Raw genomic sequence first — 23,090 nt, 5'->3', positions numbered from 1 at the left:
CTGCGAGATCATCGGCCTGGCATTTCTCGGCCTCTGCATCGCCGTGCTCGGCGCACCGCAGCAGCGTCGTCCGAATGGGTATGCGCGGGACGTGTGAGGCACGCGAACCGATCATCATTCACGACCACAAATTTGTCTTATCCCAATCTGCCGGAAAGCCTGCCGATTTCAGGTTAACGACCGTAGAACTGGGGAAGTCAGACACCGTCGACTTGAACCGCGGCAACCACGTCGAATTCGGATTTATCGACTTCAGCAGATGCGCGCACAGACACGCCAATCCATAGATGCGTGTTTGAGCATTTGTATCACCGACAATATGCCCGAGATCAGGGACATCAACAGCAGAAGGCCATTTCGGCTGCACGACGCTGGGCTTGTTCCAAAATCGACTATGATGAGCGCAGATATTGCGAGCGACATTGATTGAACGAAGCCACGTCTCCATGACGTCGAAAGATGGCACGTTAAAAGTTTTAGCTACGGCAATCTGATCGGACTTACGCATTCCCGCATACAGAAATGACATCGTACCGAAGTCCCACAATTCTGCGGCTATCCAAATGGGAGGGATTTCACCAAAGTATTTTGTTCTAAAATGTTTCGCAAATTCCTCTTTTGACCTGTCAAACGCATCGTCGTTGCGAGCTAACCACTCGGCGTGTTGTGACTTGCCGGTTTTCTGATTTATCTGTCGCAGAAAATTGGGGTGAAGAGCCTTCGGATTTCTATGCGCATCCGCCCCTTGCTTGCCGAGTTGGAGAGTTATCTGAACACGTAGCGCTATTTCGATACGCTCAATGACGTCCAGGAAAACCAGGCGAAGCTTTTTGTCGAAGACGTACAGGTCTACGATTTCGGAGGATTTGGTACCACTTTTGAAGTCGTCGAGGACTTTCGTAATCCCGGCAACCTGCTTGGCTTCGCGATACGGATACCAGTATCCGCTGAGACGATAGTATCCGATTTTGTTGAGGTAGGACTCGGCAAGCGCCTCATCCGAAATGATCATCCCTCGCGATTTAATAAGGGCGAGCTGATCTTTTACGGTGAGGTAGGGCTTACTGTAGGCCATCAAGCGGACCTACAAAAAAGAAGACCGACCCGTACGCTTTCGCGCAGAGGGGCCGGCCATGTTGAAGAGACATATGATTCATGGGCACGAATCCGTCAAGGGGATATTTTTCTCACAACCGATATCGATTGTTAACAACTATAAATAATCACTCAAGCGCCAGTACCATTTGCTTGGATTGTTTGGAGCCATGCCGAGAAGCTAAAGCGAAGTCTGAGGCTACTAAGTGCGGAACACGCTAACGCTCCGTAGAAATCGCGCGCTTTCCTCCCGCATCCCCCTTAAAACAAGCCCTTTTTCTCTCCCTCCCCCACCTATCCCCCGCAAAACCCTTGGGAAAAGCGGGGTTCCGCGGTTGCGCGACTGCCCTCGTCTCGCCATTGTCCGGGCCAATGAGAGCCGCGACTAGCGAGTCTCCGTCCGCGCGGCAGCTGCATTTATGCTATTGTTCGTGCTGGGGGATTCGCGATTCTCGGGGCTGTTCGGCTAACCTAGAGTACCGTATCCATGAAACTCACGCGCCTGCGCCTGCACGGATTCAAGTCGTTCGTCGAACCGACCGACTTCATGATCGAGCCCGGTCTGACCGGCGTCGTCGGCCCGAACGGCTGCGGCAAGTCCAATCTGGTGGAAGCGCTGCGCTGGGCGATGGGCGAAACCTCGCACAAGTCGCTGCGCGCCGCCGACATGGACGCGGTGATCTTCGCCGGCTCCGGCAACCGCGCCTCGCGCAACCACGCCGAAGTGGTGATGACGATCGACAATACCGATCGTACCGCGCCGGCCATGGTCAATGACGCCGAAATCCTCGAAATCTCCCGCCGCATCGAGCGCGAAGCTGGGTCGCAATACCGCATCAACGGCCGCGACGTGCGCGCCCGCGACGTGCAGATCCTGTTTGCCGACGCTGCCACCGGTGCGCGTTCGCCCGCCCTCGTCCACCAGGGCAAGATCGGCGAAATCATTCAGGCGAAGCCCGAGCAGCGCCGCCGCGTGCTGGAAGACGCCGCTGGCGTCGCCGGCCTGCATGCGCGCCGCCACGAGGCCGAGCTGCGCCTGAAGGCCGCCGAAACCAACCTGACCCGCGTCGAGGACGTGATCGGCCAGCTCTCCGGCCAGATGGAAGGCCTGAAGAAGCAGGCCCGCCAGGCGATCCGCTACCGCGAAGTGGCCGGCAAGGTGCGCAAGGCCGAGGCCATGCTGTTCCACCTGCGCTGGCTGCAGGCGCATCAGGACAATGCCGAAGCCGCCACGCTGCACGACCAGTATGTCCGCGATCTCGCCGAACGTACGCGTGAGCAGGGCGAAGCCGCGCGCATCCAGGCGATCCGCGCTTCTGAATTGCCCGCACTGCGCGAGGCCGAAGCCGCCGCCGCTGCCGGCCTGCAGCGCCTGACCAATGCCCGCGACATGCTCGACCGCGAGGAAGAGCGCGCCAAGGAGCGCGCCGCCGAGCTCGACCGTCGCCTGACCCAGTTCGAGAGCGACGTCGCGCGCGAGATGAAGCAGTCGGAAGACGCTGAATTCGCGCTGCTCCGGCTCGACGAAGAAGACGCGATGCTCAAGGAAGAGATCATGCAGCGCGTCGAGCTGCGTGGCGGCGTCGATGACCGCGTCTCCGAGGCCGAGGCCGTGCTGGCCGCCGCCGAGCGCACCTTCACCGAACTCACCACCGCGCATGCGGACATGACAGCCAAGCGCAACCAGCTGCAGTCCAACGTGCGCAGCCAGGCCGATCGCCTGGCGCGTATCGGCCAGGAAATCGCCCGCGTCGAGGCCGAGATCGAGGCGCTGACGGCGCAAACCTCAGGCTTCGGCGACCTGGATGAGCTCGCCGCCCTGATGGAGACCTCGCAGGAAATCCTGCTGCAGGCGGAAATGGCCGTCAGCGACAACGAGGCCGCGCATGTCGCGGCACGGCAGACGCTGGAAGCCTCGCGCGCGCCGCTCAACGACGCCGACCGGAAGGTGCAGCGGCTCGAGACCGAAGCCCGCACGATTTCGAAGATCCTCAACGGCGAAACCAAGAACCTGTGGCCGCCGATCATCGATGGCGTCAGCGTCACCAAGGGCTATGAAAAGGCGCTGGGCGCCGTGCTCGGCGACGATCTCGACGCACCGGTCGATCCCTCCGCACCGATGCGCTGGACCAATGCCGGCGATCACGCCAACGATCCGGCGCTGCCTGCGGGCGTGGAATCGCTGGCCTCGCATGTCAATGCGCCGGCCGAACTCGCACGCCGCCTCAAGCAGATCGGCGTCGTCTCCAAGGATCAGGGCGCGGCGCTGGTATCGCAGCTACAGACCGGCCAGCGGCTGGTGTCGCTGGAAGGCGACGTCTGGCGCTGGGACGGTTTCGTCGCGGGCGCGCATGCACCGACCGGCGCCGCCCGTCGTCTCGCCGAGCGTGCACGCCTGACCGATATCGAAGCCGATCTGGAAAACGCCAAGATCGACGCCATTGCCAAGCGCGAAGCGCTGGAGAGCGCCGAACAGGCGCTGAAGGCTGCGGCCTCGGCCGAAGGCGCATCGCGCGATGCCCTGCGCAATGCCCGCCGCGACGTCGACCAGGCCCGCGAGCGTCATGCCAATGCCGAACGCGAGATCAACCGCCATGCGGCGCGCCGCGCGACGCTGACCGAAGCGCAGTCGCGCCTCTCCAACGATCGCATGGAAGCGGAAGCGGCGCATGAGAGCGCGCATGCCGCGCTGGAATATCTGCCGGAAAGCTCCGACGCCGAGGCGCAGCTCGCGACCGTGCGCGGCGAGATCGAAGGCCACCGCCGCGGCGCAGCTCAAGTGCGCGCCGAAGCGCAGGCGCTGGCCCGCGAGGCCGAACTCGCCGACCGCCGCCTGCAGGCGATCATCGCCGAGCGTACCGACTGGGCGAACCGCAAGACCTCCGCCGCGTCGCAGATCGAAACGGTTGCTGCGCGCGTCGCCGAAGTGACCCGCGAACGCGCCGAACTCGAAGACGCCCCGGCGCTCTATCTGCAGAAGCGCCGTGCGCTGATCTCGGAAGTCGAGAGCGCCGAACAGGCGCGTCAGCTCGCCGCCAACGCACTCGCTTCGGCCGAGAACGCCATGCGCGAGACTGACCGCGATGCCCGCGGTTCGCTGGAGGCTTTGTCCGCCGCGCGCGAAGCCTGCGCCCGCACCGAAGAGCGCATGGAAAGCGGCAAGCGCCGCCTCGAGGACATCGAGCGCGAAATCCGCGACATGCTCGAAGTCGAGCCGGAAGGCGTCGCGGCGCTGGCCGAAGTCCGTCAAGACGATACGTTGCCTCCGCTGGCCGACATCGAAGCCGATCTGGAAAAGCTGCGCCGCGACCGCGAGCGTCTTGGCGCCGTCAACCTGCGCGCCGAGGAAGAACTCAACGAAGTCGAAGGCACGCATAACGGCCTCGCCACCGAGCGCGACGACCTCGTCGAAGCCATCAAGAAGCTGCGCACCGGCATCCAGAGCCTGAACAAGGAAGCCCGCGAACGGCTGATGACTTCGTTCGACATCGTCAACGGCCACTTCAAGCGCATGTTCGTCGAACTGTTCGGCGGCGGCGAAGCCGAGCTGAAGCTGATCGAGAGCGACGATCCCTTGGAAGCCGGTCTCGAAATCGTCGCCAAGCCGCCCGGCAAGAAGCCGCAGACCCTGTCGCTGCTGTCAGGTGGTGAGCAGGCGCTGACGGCGCTGGCGCTGATCTTCGCGGTGTTCCTGACCAACCCGTCGCCGATCTGCGTGCTGGACGAAGTCGACGCGCCGCTCGACGACCACAACGTGGAGCGCTTCTGCAGCCTGCTGCACGAAATGTGCGCCTCGACCGAAACCCGCTTCATCACCATCACGCATAACCCGATCACGATGGCGCGCATGCACCGCCTGTACGGCGTCACCATGGCGGAGCGTGGTGTGTCGCAGCTGGTCTCGGTGGATCTGGAGAACGCGGTGAAGATCCTCGATCAGGAAGTGGCGTAACTCTTCCTTGCCCTCCCCCCGAGCGAAGCGAAGCTTCGCCAGGTGGGGAGGCAAGACGAACAAAGCGCGCCTCTCCTACGCGTCGATGCGCACCGCGACGCCACGCGCCTTTAACGCCGCGATCAGAGCCGGATCGCTGATGGCGGTTTCCGGGAATGTCAGCGTCTTCAGCGCAGGGAGCTCGAGCAGACGCCCGGGATTGTCGCACACCGACGGCAGATGGAGCGCTTCGAGCTTGCCGAGGCCGACGAGATCCGCCGCATCCAGCCGCTCGATCATCGCGATGCAAGTGAGCTGCCGCAGGTTCTGGCACAGGCCGATCCCGACCGTGCTGGAAATGTCGAACTCCTCGCTCTCGCCGTCCCAGAAATAATAGCAGTAGGGATAGATCTCGTTGCCGCCATCGAAGGTGATGGCCTCGACCTTCGCCAGGTCCGCATTGGTCAGGGGATAGCGCACCAGATAATCGTAGGCCTCGCTGATCAGATCGTAGCCGTCCTCGTCGAGATCGACCGCGCGTTTCAGCACGAACGCGGCAAGATCCCCGGGCGTGGCCAGATCGAGCGCGCCGCTCTCCAGCAATGACGACATGACGGCGAGTTTGAAGTTCGAATCGCCGAAGGGCGCGCCGGGCGCACCGGCAGCTACCGGATACGCCATCGGCTGCTTGTCCGGATAGACGGCCGCTGGATTGCGCAACGAGATCGCGTAAAGCTCCTGCCAGCGAAACTCCAGCGCAAGCTTCGTCTCATGCGAGACGTCGGCGACAAAATACATGGAATCGTAGACCGGCGCGCGATGCGACAGCGCGAGCTGCGGCAGCGCCGCCAGAGCGTCCGCGACCGGCATACCGATCCGCAAACCGAGAACACCTGGCGCGGCGGGGAACGGGTCGCGATAACGAATAGCGCCGATCCGTCCCGCTGTATCGATCTGCGCTTCAAAGCCGTGCTGCTTCGACAAGGCGGTGACACGGCCCTGCTGATGCGGCGCAGGTTCGCACCACCGCGCACCAAGCGCGCGGCTGAGATCTTCGCGCGCGTCGCCGGGCCGAAGCGCCGCAAGTGCGGTGAAATTGACCGGGTGATCCATCGTCGATATTCCTGTCTTGGCGTCACCGACGCCATCTGGTGAGAAGGCCTGTTGGTGTCGCAGCCGCGGCCGCGGGTTCAATACGAAGGTCGCGGCGCGCCGCGACGGAATGACGGATCACCGATGTCGACCGATCTCCCCGCCGAACTCACCGCGGCCCTCAACGCCCGCCTGCACGGCTTCTCGCGCAACGACGCGGCTGCGCGCTCCGATGCAATCTCGCAGACCTATCGCGCTGGCGGCGGCTCGACGACCATCCGTAGCGAGAGCGACGCACTGGCCTATGCGCTCGCCCGCATGCCGGCGACCTATGCGGCGGTCGTCGCCAGCCTCAATGCGCTGCAGGAGACACGACCGGACTTCGCACCGACCACGCTACTCGATTGCGGCGCCGGGCCGGGAACGGCGACATGGGCCTGCGCCGAAGCCTTCGCGTCGCTCAATGCGTTCACGCTGCTCGATGCCAATCCCGCTTTGCGCACGCTTGCGCTCAGTCTGGCGCAGGACAGCCACCGCATCCCCGCGATGAACTACACGCTCGGCGACGCTGCCGCGACAATCGCCAATGCCCCATCCGCCGATCTCGTCATCGCGAGCTATGTCATCAACGAGCTCAACGATCTCGCGCGCACCAAACTCGTCGCGGCGATGTGGGCGAAGACCAATGATACATTGCTGATCGTCGAGCCCGGCACACCGTCGGGCTATCAACGCGTTCTCGATGCGCGTGCGCAGCTCATCAAGAACGGCGCGCATGTGATCGCGCCCTGCCCGCATGACCATGCATGCCCGCTGGTGAAGCCGGACTGGTGCCACTTCAGCCAGCGGCTGCAGCGCTCCCGTGTGCATAAACAACTCAAATCTGCAGAACTTCCCTATGAGGACGAGAAATTTATCTATGTCGCGCTGTCGCGTGCGCCTGTCGCGCAGCGGCCGTCGCGCGTGCTTGCGCAACCGGTAACGACAAAGATCGAAATCACGGCAAAACTCTGCACAAATGCAGGCGTTATCGCCGCAAACGCACCGCGCCGCGACAAGGCGAAGTATGCAAAGTTCCGCAAGCTCGACTGGGGCGATGCGGTTACCTGACCTATCGGTCGTCATTGCGAGCGCAGCGAAGCAATCCAGTCCTGCCTCGCTTGTGCTTACTCGATTGCTTCGTCGCTGCGCTAAGGGGAAAGCTGAAAGCTTTCCTGACCTCGCAATGACGTGGAGGGAGTCGGGAATAATTCGAACCTGCGAGCGTTTGTTCTCCTGACGCGACTGCGTCGCCCAATCATCAGGAGTAACGCTGCCATGACCAAATCATTCGCCGCCCTCGCGGCTCTGACTCTCATGCTCGCCTCAAGCGCCGCCTCGGCGCAGATGCTGAAGACCGCCGACACCGCCAAGGGCAAGACCTTCGTCGATGCCAAGGGCATGACGCTCTATACTTTCGACAAGGATGCCGGCGGCAAGTCTATGTGCAACGGTCCCTGCGCCGAAAACTGGCCGCCGCTGTTCGCGGTGGACGATGCCAAGCCGAGCGCCGACATGACCATCGTCGTGCGCGACGACGGCAAGAAGATGTGGGCCTATAAAGGCAAGCCGCTCTACACGTTCAAGAAGGACACCGCCGCCGGCGACACCAATGGCGACGGCTTCCTGAACGGCGCCTGGCATATGGCGAAGCCGTAAGCGGCTTCTGCGCTGGAACGACCCGCTAGTCGCGAGATTGCGGCTAGCTCACTCAAGGCCCCTCACCCGACCGGCTTCGCTGCGCTTCGCCGGTCGACCTCTCCCCGCAAAGAGCGGGGCGAGGTTAAGGGAAGGTGGCGCCGTGCTTACCTCTCCCCGCTCTGCGCGGGGAGAGGTCGACATGCGCGCGTAGCGCGGATGCCGGGTGAGGGGCATGGCACCGCCCTCACCTACATTCGGTATTTGCGAATCTCGTTTTCCTGCGGATAGCCCGCTCTCAGAACGAATGCCGGATGCGGCCCATCACCTGATGCGCAACGGCGTCATTGCTGCCGACGATCGCATCGTAGTTCACCGACAGCACCGTGAGCGGCGCCAGTTTGCCGGAGACACCCGCACCGATCACGCCGCGATCGCGCAGCGCGCTGCCGGTTGCGGTGATGAACGAGCCCGGCAGTGTGGTATCGGCGAAGCTCGCATTGATGCCGCGCACGCCGTCGCTGAATTCATGCAACCAGGCCAGCCGCAGTTCCGGCGTCAGCACGCCGCCATTCACCGCGTAATCATAGGCGAAGCGTGCGCCGACGCTGGAGCGCAGCGATTCCGAACTGTCCGAGCCGACCACGAGGGCCGCCGCACCGCCGCGTTCGGCGAAGCCATCGGTCGTCACCCGCGTATATTGCAAGCCGATCTCCGGCGTGACGACCCAGCCGCTGACGCGCAGGTCTGTGCCGACCGTGCCGCGGATCGCATAGTGATCGCCGCTGAACGCCGCGGTGTTCGTCGTGCCGACCGCCACGCGCGTGGTGTCGTAATCGCTGAAGCCATAGAGGCCCATGGCGGTCGCGAACCAGCCGGGCGCCTGATAGGTGCCGTAACCGCCGATGGTACCGGTCGAGATCTTGGTGTGGCTGCCAACGTTGTCGATATCGCCGCGGGTGAGCGCGTAGCCGCCGAACACGCCGGCAACGAGGCTGTCGGTGATGCGCCGGTCGTAGCCGGCGAGCACGTTGACGGTGTTTGACTTGAAGCCCGGTGCGTCAGTTCGTGCGCCTTCGCGCGCGAAGCTGGCGCCCGACGTGATGAACAGGCCCTGTTCGGCAGCGACAGCCACCGGACGCAGACCGGGCAGAGCCTTGGTCACCGGCGCATAGGCCATCGCATCGGCCGCATTGCCGCCCCAGCCGGCATCGGCCAGCGCAGAACTTGCGCTGCCAGGGAATCCCGTCACCGCGGCCAGCGCACGATCCGCACTGAAATTCTTGTCGAACATGCCGCCATCGAACATCGCCAGCGCGTTGCCGACGCCGGACATGTCGGTGCCGAGGCCGCCGAGGCGGTTCTGCGTCAGGTGTTGGCCGACCAGCGAGGTCGTCTGGAACGCGTCATTCATGGTCATGCGGCCGAGACCCTGATAGGCCGCGGGCGTGAGCTGCGCCAGCGCCGCGCCGACATCTGCCGAGCTGGCAACGCTGTCGAGCAGATTGACCACCGAACTGCTGGTGGCGTTGGCCGGCAGATTGTCGAACAGCGAGGCGACCCCCAACGAGCCCGCGCTGGCAAAGGACGCGAACGAAGACGACGTTCCGGTGATCACCTCGAATGACGTATAGAGCGTACCGCCGATATTCACGGTCTGACCGGCCTGCAGCGCAGCGCGCTTGGCGTCGGTGAGGCCCGCTTTGTTGTAGTTCAGCGTATCGGTGCCGACGCCGCCATCGACGAGGCCGACGATCCGCGAGCCCTTCATGATGTTGACGGTGTCGTTGCCGCCTTCCATGTTCACGGCGCGGCCATTGTTGCCGATGATGGTGCCGTAATTGGTCAGCACGTCGGCGCCTTCGCCCATCTGGATGGCGGAGCCATCGCCGCGTATGAAGCGGGCGGAGCCCGCTGCATACGTCACACCGTTCAGTGTACCGTTGGCGGGATCGGGCGTACCGGTATCGGTCAGAACCGTAGCGTTCGGGTTCGGGATCGCGCCGTTGCCGACGATCGTTCCATAGTTCGTAATCGTATCGTTGTCCGCTGCGGTGCCAAGCTTGTTCTCCATGCGGATCGCATAGCTCTTCTGGCCAACGATGGTTCCGTAGTTGGTCAACGTGGTTGCGGCGAGGCCGCTGCGGTTGAGATTGCCGTCGTTATTCACGACGATGCCAGCATCGGCACCGGAGATCGTTCCATAGTTGAGAATCGTTCCGCCACCGATGGAGAGACCTTCGCTCGCGTTGGCAAGGCCATTTTTGTAACCGGCAGCGCCCGTCCCCTCGATAATCCCATAATTAGTTACGCTAGCAATGTTATCGACATCGACGCCATCGCCGTCACCAACGCCGCTGCCATCATAAGCGCCGGTGATGCGGCCATAGTTCACTACGGTGCCCGCGCCGTCGGATCCCACGCCGGATCCGTTGCGGCCGATGATTGTCGCTCCGACCTCATTGGTAACTTTCACATCGACATCGGTGGTGATGCCGTGGCGTAGGCCGGAGATAATGCCACCGGTCTTGTTGATTACAGTGCCGGAATGACCCTGCCAGTCGATGCCGTCATTGCTGGCACCGACTACTCCTTCCGAATAGATCAAACCGTAGTTCGTCACCACCGCGCCCTGCCCGGGACGGATCGCGTCATTGGCTGTGCTCTTGATCACGCCGGTCGCAAAGTTGACGATGTTCACCGTCGCCGTCGTCGAGGAGATGGCATCAAAATCGAGCGCCTGACCGCCGATCGAGAGGATCGTGCCGTAGTTATAGACGTTGACCGTGCCGCTTCCGATATCATTGCCGATCTGGAAAGCGTCGTTGCCAATGCCCGTGATCGTACCACCCGCACGATTCCACAGAGTCAGATTGCGCGGCGTTCCGGAGCCAGATGTGCCGATAGCGCGCGTGGTACCAGTGATCGTGCCAGAATTATCGATGGTCACGCCGGGTGCAGGTGAAGGAAGCGGGCCGGTCACACCCCATGTAATTGCGGTTGCTCCGGTCAGCAGGCCACCGGCCTCCACGGTTCCAGTTTCCGTACCGTTTAGCGTTTTGGACGCGTCGCTCGCACCGTTTGCCACCGTGAACGATGCCGCCTCCGCCGTCATCGGCGCGAACAGCGCCGCCACAACCACGCCCATCGCAAGCCGGCTCGCGCCGTTACGCCATTCCAACATCACAGTTCATTCCCCAGCCCAAAGGTTAGGGTTTCATTAGGTTTTGCGCATGACAGCTGGATGACGGATAGCGCACCGGCGCTAACCCGCAGGCGATCTGCTGATGTCTCCTGTCGACTGATGCAGCACCGCAACGATGCAGACCGACAACATCTCCTTCCAAAGTTGTAGCAGAGGGGTACACATGACAGGGCGCGATGGGGGAGCGTCTTTGAACGTATTCCACCCTCGCGGCGACCAATCCCTGCCGCGACATGCCTGCGGCCCCTGCTCTGTGGCCGCGTGATCGGCTAGGCTTTGGGTTTGATGGTTTCTTTTGGGGGTTCTTACATGTCGACCGGCTGGATCGTTCTTGGCGTCATCGTTGTCCTGATTGTCCTGGCATTTGCTGCCTACAACCGATTGGTGGCGCTGAGCCAGCGGGTCAACCAGTCCTTTGCCGATATCGACGTGCAGCTCAAGCAGCGCCACGACCTGATCCCGAACCTGATCGAGACCGTGAAGGGCTATGCGGCGCATGAGCGCGGCACCCTCGAAGACGTCATCAAGGCGCGCAATTCGGCGATGAATGCACAGGGCCCGGCGCAGGTCGGCGCCGCGGAAAACCAGCTCTCCGGCGCGCTCGGCCGGCTGATCGCGCTGTCCGAGGCCTATCCGGACCTCAAGGCCAATGCGAATTTCCAGCAGTTGCAAACCGAGCTCTCGGATATCGAAAACAAGATCGCGGCGTCGCGCCGGTTCTTCAACAATGCCGTGTCCGAATACAACACCGGCATCCAGCAGATGCCCGCGGCCCTGTTCGCCGGCACCTTCGGTTTCCATCCGAAGGAATTCTTCGATCTCGGCGAGACCCGCAAGGAGGTCGAAGCCGTGCCGCAGGTCAAGTTCTGATCACGGCCTGAACCGAGCAGCGCATCATGGCCGCCTATGGTCTCTATACGCATATTGCCTCGAACAAGACGCGTTCGATGCTGCTGCTCGCGGGGCTGTTCCTGCTGATCTATGTGATGGTGTTCGCCGGCGCCTTGATCGGCGAAGTGGTGGTGAACAGCAATGGCTCGGTTGCGTATTACATCAATGCTGCAACACGCGACCTGATCAAGGCGCTTCCCTTCGCTACTATCGGCGCAGTGCTGTGGATCGTCATCGCCTATTTCGGTCATCAAAAGATGATCGACAGCATCACCGGCAGCGAAAGCGTGACGCGGCAGGAGCAGCCGCGGCTCTATAATCTCCTTGAAAACCTCTGCATCTCGCGCGGCATACCGATGCCGAAGCTGAAGGTGATGGACAGTGATGCGTTGAACGCCTTCGCCACCGGCCTCAACCCGCGGCAATATTCCGTCACGGTCACGACGGGCCTTCTGCGCGCGCTCAACGATGACGAGATGGAAGCGGTGCTCGGCCACGAGCTGACGCATATCCGCAATGGCGACGTGCAGTTGATGGTGGTTGCCGTCATCATCGCCGGCGTGGTCGGCTTTGCGGCTGAACTGTTCTTCCGGATATTCATCAATTCCGGCTTCCGCTTCGGCGGCAGCCGATCGTCGCGATCGTCTTCCTCGTCTGACAGCGACAACAAGGGCTCCGGCGGCGGCGCGGTCATTGTGATCATCATTGCCGTGGCGCTGATCGCGCTGGCCTGGGCGCTGTCGCTGGTGGTGCGCTTCGCGCTGTCGCGCTCGCGTGAATTGCTGGCCGACGCAGGTTCGGTGGAGCTGACCAAGAATCCCGACGCCATGATCTCGGCGCTGCGCAAGATCGAGAATCGCGGCGAACTGCCCGGCGCGACTTCGGCCGTCATGGAGATGTGCATCGACAATCCCCGCGAGGGTTTTGCCGACCTGTTCGCCACACATCCGTCAGTGGATTCGCGGGTGGCTGCATTGGTGAAATTCGCCGGCGGTCACGATCCCGGCCGGATGGCACTGCCGTCCGATACGGATGCGCCCGGAGAGGAGGACAACACACCGCCGCTGCCACCGCGCTCCGGCCCATGGAGCGACGGCAAATCGACTACAGGCAGCGCACAGGACCCACTACGGGGCCCCTGGGGTCGCCACGCCTAAGACTCGTCTCAGTTGGTGGATTTGCGCAGTTCGAGCGCTTCGGTCTTTTCCGGTTCCGGCGTCTTGGCAATTTCCTTGGCCGGCTCGGACTTGATCGATCCGACGGCGTCGATCTTGCTGCTCTCGACGCGCGGGGTCGAGACGCGGGTCACGGTGTTGTCGGCGCCAGCGGAAGCATCGGCCGAACGGGTGGTGGACGGCGCGCGCAGCGAGCGCGGGGCCGACAGCGAGCGGGCCATCAGCATCTGGCCGCGGCCGCCCTGGTGGCGGAAATCGCAATACGCGAAGCCCATGCCGGAAACCGAGCCACGGAAGCTGCGCTCGTCATTCTTGTTGAGATTGAAACACGGTTCGAACGGGATGCCCTTGATCGAGGCGCAGATGGCTTCGCCGCGGACCTGAAGCGTATTGCCCGGCAGGCGCATGTTGCGCGCCGGACCGGAGCCCGAGAACTGCACAGCGCCCGCCGCACCGCCATCGTCGAACACGCGACCTGCGCCGCGGGTGCCGTCGAAACAGGTGAAGGCAAAGACCTTGCCGGCAACAAACTTGCGGGCCTCTTCGGCCGTCATCGACCCAGCCAGCGCGGGGGTCGCCACCGTGGCGGCAAGCACCGCTCCCAACACATAACGCGCAACCATAGGATACTCCGAACAACCGAGCGCGGATGACCGCCTGATGTCTTTACCCGCTGCTTACCATACCAACCGTGGCAACAATGGAGCAGGTTGGTTGGTAAAGTCTGAACGTCGTTAGCCGATCTTTACCACGATTCGCCCGCGGACCTGCCCGGCCAGCACTTTGGCGCCGGCGTCGATCACCTGGTCCAGCGGAATTTCCTGAGTGATTTCAGCGAGTTTTGTGTGATCCAGATCCGTCGCCAACCGCGCCCAGGCCTGCTGTCGCAGCTCGATCGGGCACATGACAGAATCGATGCCGAGAAGACACACGCCGCGTAAAATGAAGGGGGCAACCGAAGATGGCAGGTCCATGCCGGCCGCGAGACCGCAGGCGGCGATAGCACCGCGATACTTGGTCATCGACAGGAGATTCGCGAGGGTGGTCGAACCGACGCTATCGATGCCGCCCGCCCAGCGCTCCTTGGCCAGCGGTTTGGCCGGGCCGGACAGCTCGTTGCGGTCGATGATCTCGCTGGCGCCAAGGCCCTTGAGATAGCCCTCCTCCGAGGTCCGGCCGGTCGAGGCGATGACCTGGTAACCGAGCTTCGACAGCACCGCGATGGCCACGGAGCCGACGCCGCCAGCGGCCCCCGTGACGACGATCGGCCCATCGGCCGGCTTCAGCCCGTGCTTCTCCAGCGCCAGCACGCTGAGCATTGCCGTGTAGCCGGCCGTGCCGACCGCCATGGCGTCGCGGGTGGTCATGCCGGCCGGCAGCCGCACCAGCCAGTCGCCCTTCACGCGGGTCTTTTCGGCATAGGCGCCGAGATGGGTTTCGCCCATGCCCCAGCCATTGCCGATCACCTTGTCGCCGGGCTTCCAGTTCGGATTGGACGAGGCTTCCACCGTGCCGGCGAAATCGATGCCGGCGATCATGGGAAAACGCCTCACCACCGGCGCCTTGCCGGTGACGGCGAGGCCGTCCTTGTAATTCACCGTGGACCATTCGACCCGCACGGTGACATCGCCGTCCATCAATTCGGATTCGTCGAACTGCGTCAGCGCAACCGTGGTGCCTTTGTCAGCCTTGTCGATGCGGACAGCCTTGAACGTTCCCAACACGCCACTCCCGAGTTTTTGCTTGTGATTTCCGTTGCCGAATTATGCCGCGCCGTTGCGGGAAACGCCACCCGCGCCAGCCGGGCAGGAGCTCTGCAGCCCTGCCCGGCCATGGCGGCATAACGCGGCAATGAGACAATCAGGCGGCCAGTTGCCGGGTCGCCGCGATATTGGCGATGGTGGCCGCACAGGCCGTCGCCGCCTCGGTGCCCTTCACAACGAAATGCTCGCGGAAGAAGCGCAGGTGCTCGGCGTGCTCGTGGAAATGCTGCGGCGTCAGCACGGCCGAGATCACAGGCACCTCGCTGTCGAGCTGCACCCGCATCAACCCGTTGATGACGGCGTCAGAGACGAATTCATGGCGATAGATGCCACCGTCCACGATGAGCCCGGTGGCGACGATCGCCACATAGCGCCCGGTGCGCGCCAGCAATTTGGCCTGCAACGGAATTTCGAAGGCGCCGGGCACCTCGAAGACATCGATTTGACTGTCAGGCACACCATGCCGTGCAAGTTCGGCGACAAAACCGACACGGCATTGATCGACAATATCCTTGTGCCAGCACGACTGGATGAAGGCGATCCGCCCGGTCGATGGTGCAAGATTTACGGAAGTGGAAGTTTTGAAGTTCATCACAGGCTGATTCATGGATGCTCTCGCGGTTTGAGACCAGAATCAGGACGTACGGTCACACGCCGAGCATCCGCCAAGGCGGACTCCCTGCGCATACCCGTTCTCTTTCATCCGGACTATGACCGTCGGCTCCGGCATTGCACCGGATCTGCTGACCCTGACGGTGTAACCCGTCAGGCGCTCGCGGGCTTCCGGGCTTGCGCCCGATTACCGCCGGTGGGGATTTTCACCCCGCCCTGAGAACGAAGGCCGCCCCGACTGGGACGGCCAAGATCAATTTTTATCGCTGGAGATCAGCGAGTCAACAACAGGCTCATGCCGGCTGTGCAATCGGACGCTTCACCGGCTCTTCTACGATCGGCAGGTTGATCAGCGCCGACAGCACGCCGAACAGCACCGATAGCCACCACACCGGCGTGTAGGAGCCGAACTTGTCGAACACGACACCGCCCAGCCACGCGCCGAGGAAGCCACCGACCTGATGGCTGAAGAAGGCAAAGCCATACAGCGTTGCCAGCCAGCGCGTGCCGAACATCAGCGACACCAGGCTCGATGTCGGTGGCACGGTGGAGAGCCAGGCAAGCCCGCTGATGGCGCCGAACACCAGCGCCGAGGTGGTGGTCAGCGGCAGCATGATGAAGGCCACCGTCGCCAGCGCGCGGGTGAAATAGATGAAGGACAGGATATAGCGCTTCGGCAGTTTGCCCTGCACATAGCCGACCGTCAGCGAGCCGATGATGTTGAACAGGCCGATAATGGCAATCACCCAGCCGCCCACAGCCGCCGGCAAGCCGCGATCGACCAGATAGGCCGGCAGATGCATGGTGATGAAAGCGAGTTGGAAGCCGCAGGTGAAGAAGCCGAGCACCAGCAGCACATAGGAGCGATGGCCGAAGGCTTCCGTGAGTGCGCTCTTGAACGACTGCTTCTGCGCCACCGGCGCGTCGGCGGACGCGGCACTCGCGGTCGGAGTCGCCAAGGCGAGCGACAACGGGATCACCAGCAACATCAGCACCGCGAACACGGTGAGCGTCGCCTGCCAGCCGGTGTTGTCGATCATCGCCACTGTGAAAGGCGCAAAGATGAACTGGCCGAACGAGCCTGCGGCGGTGCCGGCGCCGAGCGCGATGCCGCGCCATTCCGGCGGCACCAGTTTGCCGAAGGCGGACAGCACCAGATTGAACGAGCAACCCGACAGGCCAAAGCCGATCAGCAGTCCAGCGCTGATATTCAGCTCGAGCGGGGTCGAGGAATAGCGCATCATCAGCAAACCAGCCGCATAGAGGAAAGCGCCGAGGCAGATCACGCGCACGCTGCCGAACTTGTCGGCGACGGCGCCGGCGAAAGGCTGGCCGATGCCCCAGAGCAGGTTTTGCACGGCGAAGGCGAGCGCGAAAACGTCACGACCCCAGCCGAACTCCTGGCTGAAAGGCTGCATGAAGAAGCCGACGCTGGAACGCGGCCCGAAGGTCAGCATGCCGATCAGCGATCCGCAGATGATGATCACCAGCGGGGTACGCCAGCCCAAACCAGATGCCGGGCGCGTCGCGCCGTCGATTGCCGCCATGTCGTTTCCCCGGATCAAATTCGGATTGAAAATTCAGCCGGCCCAAGAGCGCAGGCCCGGTCCGGATTGGACGGGAGATTAATGCATTCGCATGGAAATCCCAATGGCGTTGATGGGGATTTCGGGGGATGCATTGCTGGGATGCATGGCCACGCGGACGTCATCCCGGCCCAGGGTCGGGATGACATTCTGCGGAATCCGGAATGGAAAGAGCGATGCCGGGCATGGCATCGCTCTTGGTAGGCTCGGAGGTAAAGTCGTGGCTGTTACGGCTTGATTTCGGAGAGCTTGGCGGAGATTTCCGCCGTCTGCGCCGCCGTGCCCCAGCTCGGCGCTTCGCTGCCGTCGCCCCAGTTACGTGGGCGATAGAAGGAGTGCACACCGGTCTTGTACATCTTCTTCATCTCGCGGACCCAGGACGGGTGCACCCAATAGGCATGGTAATGCGTGGACTTCGCGACTTCCGGCAGCCAGATCCGGCCATCCAGCGTCGCCTTCGCGATCTTGCGGGCGCGTTCCCACATGTCGGGCTCTTTCACGACATCCGGAATGCCGTCGCAGGCGAAGGTGAACTGGCATGCGAGGCGGCGATGCTTGTTCTGATAGACGACGCCGCAGACGGTTGTCGGATAGAAGCCGGAGAACACGCGGTTCATCACCACCTGCGCCACTGCCATCTGGCCACGTACCGCCTCGCCGCGGGCCTCAAAATAGATGGCTTCCGTCAGACACTTTTCCTGCTTGCCGCGGGTCTGCTCGGTGAGACCCATACGTTCGGCCGGCGTCTTCGCACGCTGATTGGCGCTGTTGACCTCGCCCTTGCCGGCAACGCTTTCGCCGCCGTCGGTCGGGTTAATCGCCGCATTCGGCACCAGCGCCGTAGCCTTCATGTCCGGGTCGAGGCTTGAGCCCGGCATAGCAATGCCTGGCACGGCTGTGCCTGGCATTACGATGGTCGGCTCTTCGCCGGGCTGCCAGCGTTCCATTGTCTCGACCGATGCGCCAAGCGACGAACTTCCGAAAAACAGGCTCGCGGTCTTCACCGAGAAGCCGTCCTTGGCCGGCGCCGGCTCAACCGGGATCACCGCTGCATCGGTCTTGGCGTCCTCGGTGGGCTGCACGGACTGCGATGCGTCGTATTGAGCAAGCGGCGGGGCACGCAGCGCTTCATCGAGTTCGGGATCGAGCGGGGCATGCTGCACGGATGGCAGCGCATCGACGGTCTTCGCGCCCATCACCGATCTGTTGTCGTCGAATGAATCCTGTCTGGCTGGCTCATCAGGCACCACGGTCTCCGGCGCGCGGATGGCCAGGCGATCGCCCTTCAGCGAGCGATCCACTTTTGGAAAATCTGCAGCTTCATAGCGGCGGGGCGGCTGCGCCAGCGGATTGCGGGTCAGTGCACCGGTGATGTCAGTCAGCGCTCCGCTGGCGGCGATGCCGGAATTGTCGAGGCTGGCGAGCTGCAAGGTCGGATTGCGCGAGGCCGTGCCCATCGGGCGGCCGAACGAGAATGTCGCAACCTGGATGGAGGAGACGGCGGGCGCGAACACGCGCTTCTGCCAGCGTTCGGTCACGCCCGGCTGGCGAGCCAGCAGCGAGGCGATGTCCTGATAGCCAGATTCTGTCGGGGCCAATGCGAAAACGCAGAGACCGAAGCCGAAGAACGCGCCACGCGCGCCCTTCGGCCGGTTACGCAGTACTAACATCGATACGCTCACGCAACGCTTACACCAGCATCGCCCTGCACGGCACTAATCTGCACATCCGTACATTTCGATCTATTTCGTTAGTACGGAATCAAAGTTGCCGCGGAGTTAATCGGCGATGCAACGACGCCACACGCAAGCTGCACGAGCGCAGTGCGAAATCATTCGAAAGCCTTGGTAAACGGCGGCTCCACAAAAGTAGTAAACATCGCGTTGACAAAGATGATGAAGAGAAATTTGCACGCGCGTGAAAATGTTTGCGAGTTCCATTCCGACGCACGAACAAACACGGCATGAGGCACGCAATAAAAATGGCCGGGGAACTCCCCGGCCATTTTTCAGATCATGAAATCAGCGAAGCACTTACGCCTGGCTGGAAATTTCCTTGCCGAGCGCAGCCTGTGCGGCAGCGAGACGCGCGATCGGCACGCGATAGGGTGAGCACGACACGTAGTCGAGGCCGATCTCATGGCAGAAGGCTACCGATGCCGGATCACCGCCGTGCTCACCGCAGATACCAACCTTGATATCAGGACGAGTCTTGCGGCCACGCGCGACGCCAATCTTCACGAGTTCGCCGACGCCGCTGCGGTCGACCGTGATGAACGGATCGACGGGCAGAATGCCCTTGGCGATATAAGTACCGAGGAAGCTCGCGGCGTCGTCACGGCTGATGCCGAATGTCGTCTGCGTGAGATCGTTGGTACCGAACGAGAAGAACTCGGCGGTCTCGGCAATCTCGCCAGCCAGCAGACAGGCACGCGGCAGTTCGATCATGGTACCGACCGAATAGTTCAGCTTGCCGCCGGTCTCCTTCATCACCGACACCGCAGTGGCATCGATGCGCGCCTTGATGAGATCGAACTCCATCTTGGTGACGATCAGCGGCACCATGACTTCGAGGCCGACCTGTTCGCCAGTGCGCTTGCCCGCTTCGATCGCGGCTTCGAACAGCGCACGCGCCTGCATCTCGGCGATTTCCGGATAGGCGATCGCGATGCGTACGCCGCGGAAGCCGAGCATCGGGTTGAACTCGGCGAGATCACGCGCACGGTCCGCAAGCTTGCGCGGATCGGTGCCCATGACACGCGCCACTTCCTCGACTTCACCCTGGGTGTGCGGCAGGAATTCGTGCAGCGGCGGATCGAGCAGACGGATGGTAACCGGCAGGCCCTTCATGATTTCGAACAGTTCGACGAAGTCGGCACGCTGCATCGGCAGCAGCTTGGCAAGCGCGGCGCGGCGGGCCTGCTCGTCTTCGGCGAGGATCATCTCGCGCACGGTGCGAATGCGGGTCTCTTCGAAGAACATGTGCTCGGTGCGGCACAGGCCGATGCCTTCCGCGCCGTACTTGATGGCGGTGCGGGCATCTTCCGGCGTGTCGCCATTGACGCGGACCTTGAGCTTGCGGACCTTGTCGGCCCAGCCCATCAGCGTTGCGAACTCGCCCGACAATTCCGGCTCGATCATCGGCATGCGGCCGGACAGCACATGGCCAACCGAACCGTCGATGGTGATGACGTCGCCTGCCTTGAACACACGACCGCCGATGCTCATGGTGCCGCGGCCGTAGTCGACGCGGACGGTGCCACAGCCGGAGACGCAGGGCTTGCCCATGCCGCGCGCGACCACCGCCGCATGCGAGGTCATGCCGCCGCGGGTGGTAAGAATGCCTTCGGCAGCGTGCATGCCGTGAATGTCTTCCGGCGAGGTTTCGACGCGAACAAGAATAACCTTCTTGCCGTCGGCCTGCAGCTTGGCGGCTTCGTCCGACGAGAACACGATCTCGCCCGATGCGGCGCCCGGCGATGCCGGAAGGCCGGTGGCGATGACGTCGCGATTGGCTGATGGATCGATGGTCGGATGCAGGAGCTGATCCAGCGACGCCGGATCGATGCGCGATACCGCATCCTTCTGCGAGATCACGCCTTCATTGGCGAGTTCGACCGCGATGCGGATCGACGCCTTGGCAGTACGCTTGCCGTTGCGGGTCTGCAGCATCCAGAGCCGGCCCTGCTCGACCGTGAACTCCATGTCCTGCATGTCGCGGTAGTGCTTCTCGAGCTGGGTGTAGATGCGCGTCAATTCCTTGAACGCCTCCGGCATCGCCGCTTCCATCGACGCCTTGTCCGAACCGCTCTCGATCCGCGCGTCTTCGGTGATGTCCTGCGGCGTGCGGATGCCCGCCACCACGTCTTCACCCTGCGCGTTGATCAGGAATTCGCCATACAGCTTGCTCTCGCCGGTCGACGGGTTGCGCGTGAACGCAACGCCGGTGGCCGAGGTCTCGCCCATATTGCCGAACACCATGGCCTGCACGCTGACGGCGGTGCCCCACGACTCCGGGATATCGTGCAGGCGGCGATAGGTCACCGCGCGGGTATTCATCCAGGATGAGAACACGGCGCCGACGGCGCCCCAGAGCTGCTCGTGCGGATCCTGCGGGAAGTCCTTCCCCGTTTCGCGCGCGACGGCTTCCTTGTACTGGCCGACAAGCTTGACCCAGTCGTCACCATCGAGATCGGTGTCGAGTGTGTAGCCCTTGTTGTCCTTGTAGGTGTCGAGAATGTCTTCGAAGTGATGATGCTCGAAGCCGAGCACCACGTCGGAATACATGGTGATGAAGCGGCGATAGCTGTCATAGGCGAAGCGCTTGTCGCCCGACAGTTCGGCCAGCGCTTCCACCGTGGTGTCGTTGAGACCGAGATTGAGGACCGTATCCATCATGCCCGGCATCGAGGCGCGGGCGCCGGAGCGCACCGAAACCAGCAGCGGGTTTTTCTCGTCGCCAAAGCCCTTGCCGGTGATCTTGCCGACGGCCTCGAGCGCCTTCTCCACCTGCGACTGCAATTCCTTCGGATAGGATTTGCCGTTCGCGTAGAAATAGGTGCAGACCGAGGTCGGAATGGTGAAGCCGGGAGGCACCGGCAGGCCCAGATTGGCCATTTCGGCGAGGTTCGCGCCCTTGCCGCCGAGCAGGTCGCGCAGGCCAGCCTTGCCCTCGGCCTTGCCGCCGCCGAACGAATAAACCCACTTGCCGGCCTTGATGACGTCGGTCATCGGCTTGCTGGTGGCCTTCTTGACGGCCTTGGTCGCCGAAGTCTTGGCTGTAGAAGATTTGGCCACAACCGCCTTCTTGGATGCGGGAGCCTTTGCAACAGGCTTCGGAGCAACCTTTGCTTTCACAGCCGTTTTGGCCTTCGCCGCGGATTTTGCTGCAGGTTTTGCAGCTGACTTCTTAAGCGCCTTGCGGGCCACCGAAGCTACTTTGGGCGCAGCCTTGGACAACTTTGACTTCGCAGGGGCTTTCTTGGACTTCGAGGCGGTTTTGGCCATGGTTCTCAATCAATCCGCGAGAGGAAACGACAGGGAAATGTGCCGCGTTACACCACGTTTCAGGGACGTGGCGCAAGCAGCCCGGAGGTACCGCTGTAGGTAACGGCCGTGTCGAAATTTAGCCGATTTTCAACATCCTGAAGACGCCGAGTCCGGCCAGTCCGACGAAGATCAGATAGATCGCCACCACCAGATTGAGAAACCGCGGCATGATCAAAATCAGAACGCCAGCGATAAGCGCGACAATCGGCTGGATGTGAGCTGCCGTGATGACCATGAGAAGTGTCTCCGTGAGGGAATCGATTCGGGTGCGATGCGCCGCGGGGATTTAGCAGCATAAAGACGTCCTGCCCATCAATGGGTTCCCGCATACCTGCATGCAGTGCATCAAAAACCAGCAATTGCGCGGGGAAAATTCCGGAACGATCGCTGGCGGCATGCATTGGCCGACGGTGAATAAATCAAACCAGGCTGGATGGCACAGACCGGCGCGGCAAGCCGGACATCGTTCACGAAGGAGACGATCATGCGAAACAAACTTATTGCAGCAGCGGCCCTTGTCGGCGCGCTCAGCACTCCGCTGGCCGTGCAGGCTCAGGGCGTCACCGTCGGTGTATCGGGCGGCGATCGCGTCATCGTCGACAACAACGATCCCGATGGCATCACCGTGCAGGAGCGTCCGGCATTCCGTGAGTATGTGGTGCGCGAACGCGTGCCGACCTTCACCGTGCCCGATCGCATCGTCGTCGGCACCACGCTGCCAGAAGCCGGCGTGACCTATTACGACGTGCCGCAGACGGTTGCGACGACGCCGTATCGCTACACGGTGGTGAATGGTCAGACGGTGCTGGTGGAGCCGCGCTCGCGCCGCATCGTGCAGGTCGTCGACTAGCACGTCACGTTGAAAGAAGATTCGTTCGGGCGCCGCGAATGGCGACCGGGCGAAGAAGCCCCGCCCCGGTCATCCCCCACCGAGCGGGGCTTTTTTTGTTTGCGCATGACGCCACAAGCTCCACCTCATGGTGAGGAGCGCGACTTCGCGCGTCTCGAACCATGA

Annotated in this window: 16 protein-coding genes and 1 riboswitch; of the genes, 6 read left to right on the top strand and 10 right to left on the bottom strand. The window is 62.6% G+C overall.

Annotation, left to right across the window (positions count from 1 at the left end; genetic code table 11):
• Positions 1–118: 118 nt before the first annotated feature.
• Positions 119–1,075 carry an Abi family protein gene (locus tag AB8A50_RS25670; RefSeq protein WP_439079367.1) on the bottom strand — a complete coding sequence of 319 codons (957 nt, stop codon included), beginning with the start codon at positions 1,073–1,075 and terminating at the stop codon, positions 119–121.
• Positions 1,076–1,582: 507 nt separating this feature from the next.
• On the opposite strand from AB8A50_RS25670, the gene smc reads away from it, so the two are divergent.
• Complete coding sequence (gene smc, locus AB8A50_RS25665; RefSeq protein WP_439079365.1) at positions 1,583–5,047, top strand: chromosome segregation protein SMC; 3,465 nt, start codon at positions 1,583–1,585, stop codon at positions 5,045–5,047.
• Positions 5,048–5,122: 75 nt separating this feature from the next.
• Here smc and AB8A50_RS25660 read toward each other — a convergent pair whose 3' ends face one another.
• Complete coding sequence (locus AB8A50_RS25660; protein ID WP_439079363.1) at positions 5,123–6,139, bottom strand: DUF6892 domain-containing protein; 1,017 nt, start codon at positions 6,137–6,139, stop codon at positions 5,123–5,125.
• Positions 6,140–6,262: 123 nt separating this feature from the next.
• On the opposite strand from AB8A50_RS25660, the gene AB8A50_RS25655 reads away from it, so the two are divergent.
• Together AB8A50_RS25655 and AB8A50_RS25650 are read left to right on the top strand one after the other, a co-directional pair.
• Entirely contained in the window at positions 6,263–7,228 is a 966-nt protein-coding gene (locus AB8A50_RS25655; protein ID WP_439079361.1) for a small ribosomal subunit Rsm22 family protein, read from the top strand.
• Between the two features lie 207 nt (positions 7,229–7,435).
• Positions 7,436–7,816, top strand: a complete 381-nt coding sequence (locus AB8A50_RS25650) for a COG4315 family predicted lipoprotein (RefSeq protein ID WP_093759564.1) — start codon at positions 7,436–7,438, stop codon at positions 7,814–7,816.
• 277 nt (positions 7,817–8,093) lie between these two features.
• Here the strand turns inward: AB8A50_RS25650 and AB8A50_RS25645 are convergent, their stop codons facing one another.
• Positions 8,094–10,979: an autotransporter domain-containing protein gene (locus AB8A50_RS25645; protein ID WP_439079359.1), complete on the bottom strand. Its 2,886-nt coding sequence runs from the start codon at positions 10,977–10,979 to the stop codon at positions 8,094–8,096.
• 330 nt (positions 10,980–11,309) lie between these two features.
• Between AB8A50_RS25645 and AB8A50_RS25640 the strand changes: the two genes are divergently transcribed.
• Positions 11,310–11,870 carry a LemA family protein gene (locus tag AB8A50_RS25640; RefSeq protein WP_439079357.1) on the top strand — a complete coding sequence of 187 codons (561 nt, stop codon included), beginning with the start codon at positions 11,310–11,312 and terminating at the stop codon, positions 11,868–11,870.
• 26 nt (positions 11,871–11,896) lie between these two features.
• Positions 11,897–13,048 carry a M48 family metallopeptidase gene (locus tag AB8A50_RS25635; protein ID WP_439079355.1) on the top strand — a complete coding sequence of 384 codons (1,152 nt, stop codon included), beginning with the start codon at positions 11,897–11,899 and terminating at the stop codon, positions 13,046–13,048.
• A gap of 8 nt (positions 13,049–13,056) precedes the next feature.
• Here AB8A50_RS25635 and AB8A50_RS25630 read toward each other — a convergent pair whose 3' ends face one another.
• From AB8A50_RS25630 to AB8A50_RS25600, 7 genes are all read right to left on the bottom strand, one after another.
• Positions 13,057–13,689, bottom strand: coding sequence for a hypothetical protein (locus AB8A50_RS25630; protein ID WP_089262445.1), 633 nt, complete (start codon positions 13,687–13,689; stop codon positions 13,057–13,059).
• A 111-nt stretch (positions 13,690–13,800) separates the two neighbouring features.
• On the bottom strand, positions 13,801–14,787 hold the full coding sequence (gene acuI / locus AB8A50_RS25625; protein ID WP_439079353.1) for an acrylyl-CoA reductase (NADPH): 987 nt from the start codon (positions 14,785–14,787) through the stop codon (positions 13,801–13,803).
• Positions 14,788–14,926: 139 nt separating this feature from the next.
• On the bottom strand, positions 14,927–15,436 hold the full coding sequence (locus AB8A50_RS25620) for a 6,7-dimethyl-8-ribityllumazine synthase (RefSeq protein WP_439079352.1): 510 nt from the start codon (positions 15,434–15,436) through the stop codon (positions 14,927–14,929).
• 80 nt (positions 15,437–15,516) lie between these two features.
• Positions 15,517–15,669, bottom strand: a riboswitch (FMN riboswitch).
• 65 nt (positions 15,670–15,734) lie between these two features.
• Positions 15,735–16,988 carry an MFS transporter gene (locus AB8A50_RS25615; protein ID WP_439079350.1) on the bottom strand — a complete coding sequence of 418 codons (1,254 nt, stop codon included), beginning with the start codon at positions 16,986–16,988 and terminating at the stop codon, positions 15,735–15,737.
• Between the two features lie 266 nt (positions 16,989–17,254).
• Complete coding sequence (locus AB8A50_RS25610) at positions 17,255–18,697, bottom strand: cell wall hydrolase (RefSeq protein ID WP_439079348.1); 1,443 nt, start codon at positions 18,695–18,697, stop codon at positions 17,255–17,257.
• A gap of 363 nt (positions 18,698–19,060) precedes the next feature.
• Complete coding sequence (gene ppdK, locus AB8A50_RS25605; RefSeq protein ID WP_439079346.1) at positions 19,061–22,033, bottom strand: pyruvate, phosphate dikinase; 2,973 nt, start codon at positions 22,031–22,033, stop codon at positions 19,061–19,063.
• A gap of 118 nt (positions 22,034–22,151) precedes the next feature.
• The gene (locus tag AB8A50_RS25600) at positions 22,152–22,310 is read right to left on the bottom strand and encodes a DUF3096 domain-containing protein (RefSeq protein ID WP_089262456.1); all 159 of its coding nucleotides are present in this window, start codon (positions 22,308–22,310) and stop codon (positions 22,152–22,154) included.
• Between the two features lie 249 nt (positions 22,311–22,559).
• Here AB8A50_RS25600 and AB8A50_RS25595 point away from each other — a divergent pair, with 249 nt between their 5' ends.
• A complete protein-coding gene (locus AB8A50_RS25595; protein WP_089263628.1) occupies positions 22,560–22,925 on the top strand; it encodes a DUF1236 domain-containing protein in 366 nt (121 codons plus the stop codon).
• Positions 22,926–23,090: the final 165 nt, after the last annotated feature.

Source organism: Tardiphaga sp. 841_E9_N1_2 (assembly GCF_051811065.1).
In the GTDB taxonomy this organism is placed as follows: domain Bacteria; phylum Pseudomonadota; class Alphaproteobacteria; order Rhizobiales; family Xanthobacteraceae; genus Tardiphaga; species Tardiphaga robiniae.
Note: the sequence above shows the minus strand (reverse complement) of the source record. Positions and strands in the feature narration are given on the sequence as shown.

Coding starts and splice junctions, on each gene's coding strand:
- AB8A50_RS25670 (WP_439079367.1), bottom strand. CDS start 1,075: ATGGCCTACAGTAAGCCCTACCTCACCGTAAAAGATCAGCTCGCCCTT.
- smc (WP_439079365.1), top strand. CDS start 1,583: ATGAAACTCACGCGCCTGCGCCTGCACGGATTCAAGTCGTTCGTCGAA.
- AB8A50_RS25660 (WP_439079363.1), bottom strand. CDS start 6,139: ATGGATCACCCGGTCAATTTCACCGCACTTGCGGCGCTTCGGCCCGGC.
- AB8A50_RS25655 (WP_439079361.1), top strand. CDS start 6,263: ATGTCGACCGATCTCCCCGCCGAACTCACCGCGGCCCTCAACGCCCGC.
- AB8A50_RS25650 (WP_093759564.1), top strand. CDS start 7,436: ATGACCAAATCATTCGCCGCCCTCGCGGCTCTGACTCTCATGCTCGCC.
- AB8A50_RS25645 (WP_439079359.1), bottom strand. CDS start 10,979: ATGTTGGAATGGCGTAACGGCGCGAGCCGGCTTGCGATGGGCGTGGTT.
- AB8A50_RS25640 (WP_439079357.1), top strand. CDS start 11,310: ATGTCGACCGGCTGGATCGTTCTTGGCGTCATCGTTGTCCTGATTGTC.
- AB8A50_RS25635 (WP_439079355.1), top strand. CDS start 11,897: ATGGCCGCCTATGGTCTCTATACGCATATTGCCTCGAACAAGACGCGT.
- AB8A50_RS25630 (WP_089262445.1), bottom strand. CDS start 13,689: ATGGTTGCGCGTTATGTGTTGGGAGCGGTGCTTGCCGCCACGGTGGCG.
- AB8A50_RS25620 (WP_439079352.1), bottom strand. CDS start 15,436: ATGAATCAGCCTGTGATGAACTTCAAAACTTCCACTTCCGTAAATCTT.
- AB8A50_RS25615 (WP_439079350.1), bottom strand. CDS start 16,988: ATGGCGGCAATCGACGGCGCGACGCGCCCGGCATCTGGTTTGGGCTGG.
- AB8A50_RS25610 (WP_439079348.1), bottom strand. CDS start 18,697: ATGTTAGTACTGCGTAACCGGCCGAAGGGCGCGCGTGGCGCGTTCTTC.
- ppdK (WP_439079346.1), bottom strand. CDS start 22,033: ATGGCCAAAACCGCCTCGAAGTCCAAGAAAGCCCCTGCGAAGTCAAAG.
- AB8A50_RS25600 (WP_089262456.1), bottom strand. CDS start 22,310: ATGGTCATCACGGCAGCTCACATCCAGCCGATTGTCGCGCTTATCGCT.
- AB8A50_RS25595 (WP_089263628.1), top strand. CDS start 22,560: ATGCGAAACAAACTTATTGCAGCAGCGGCCCTTGTCGGCGCGCTCAGC.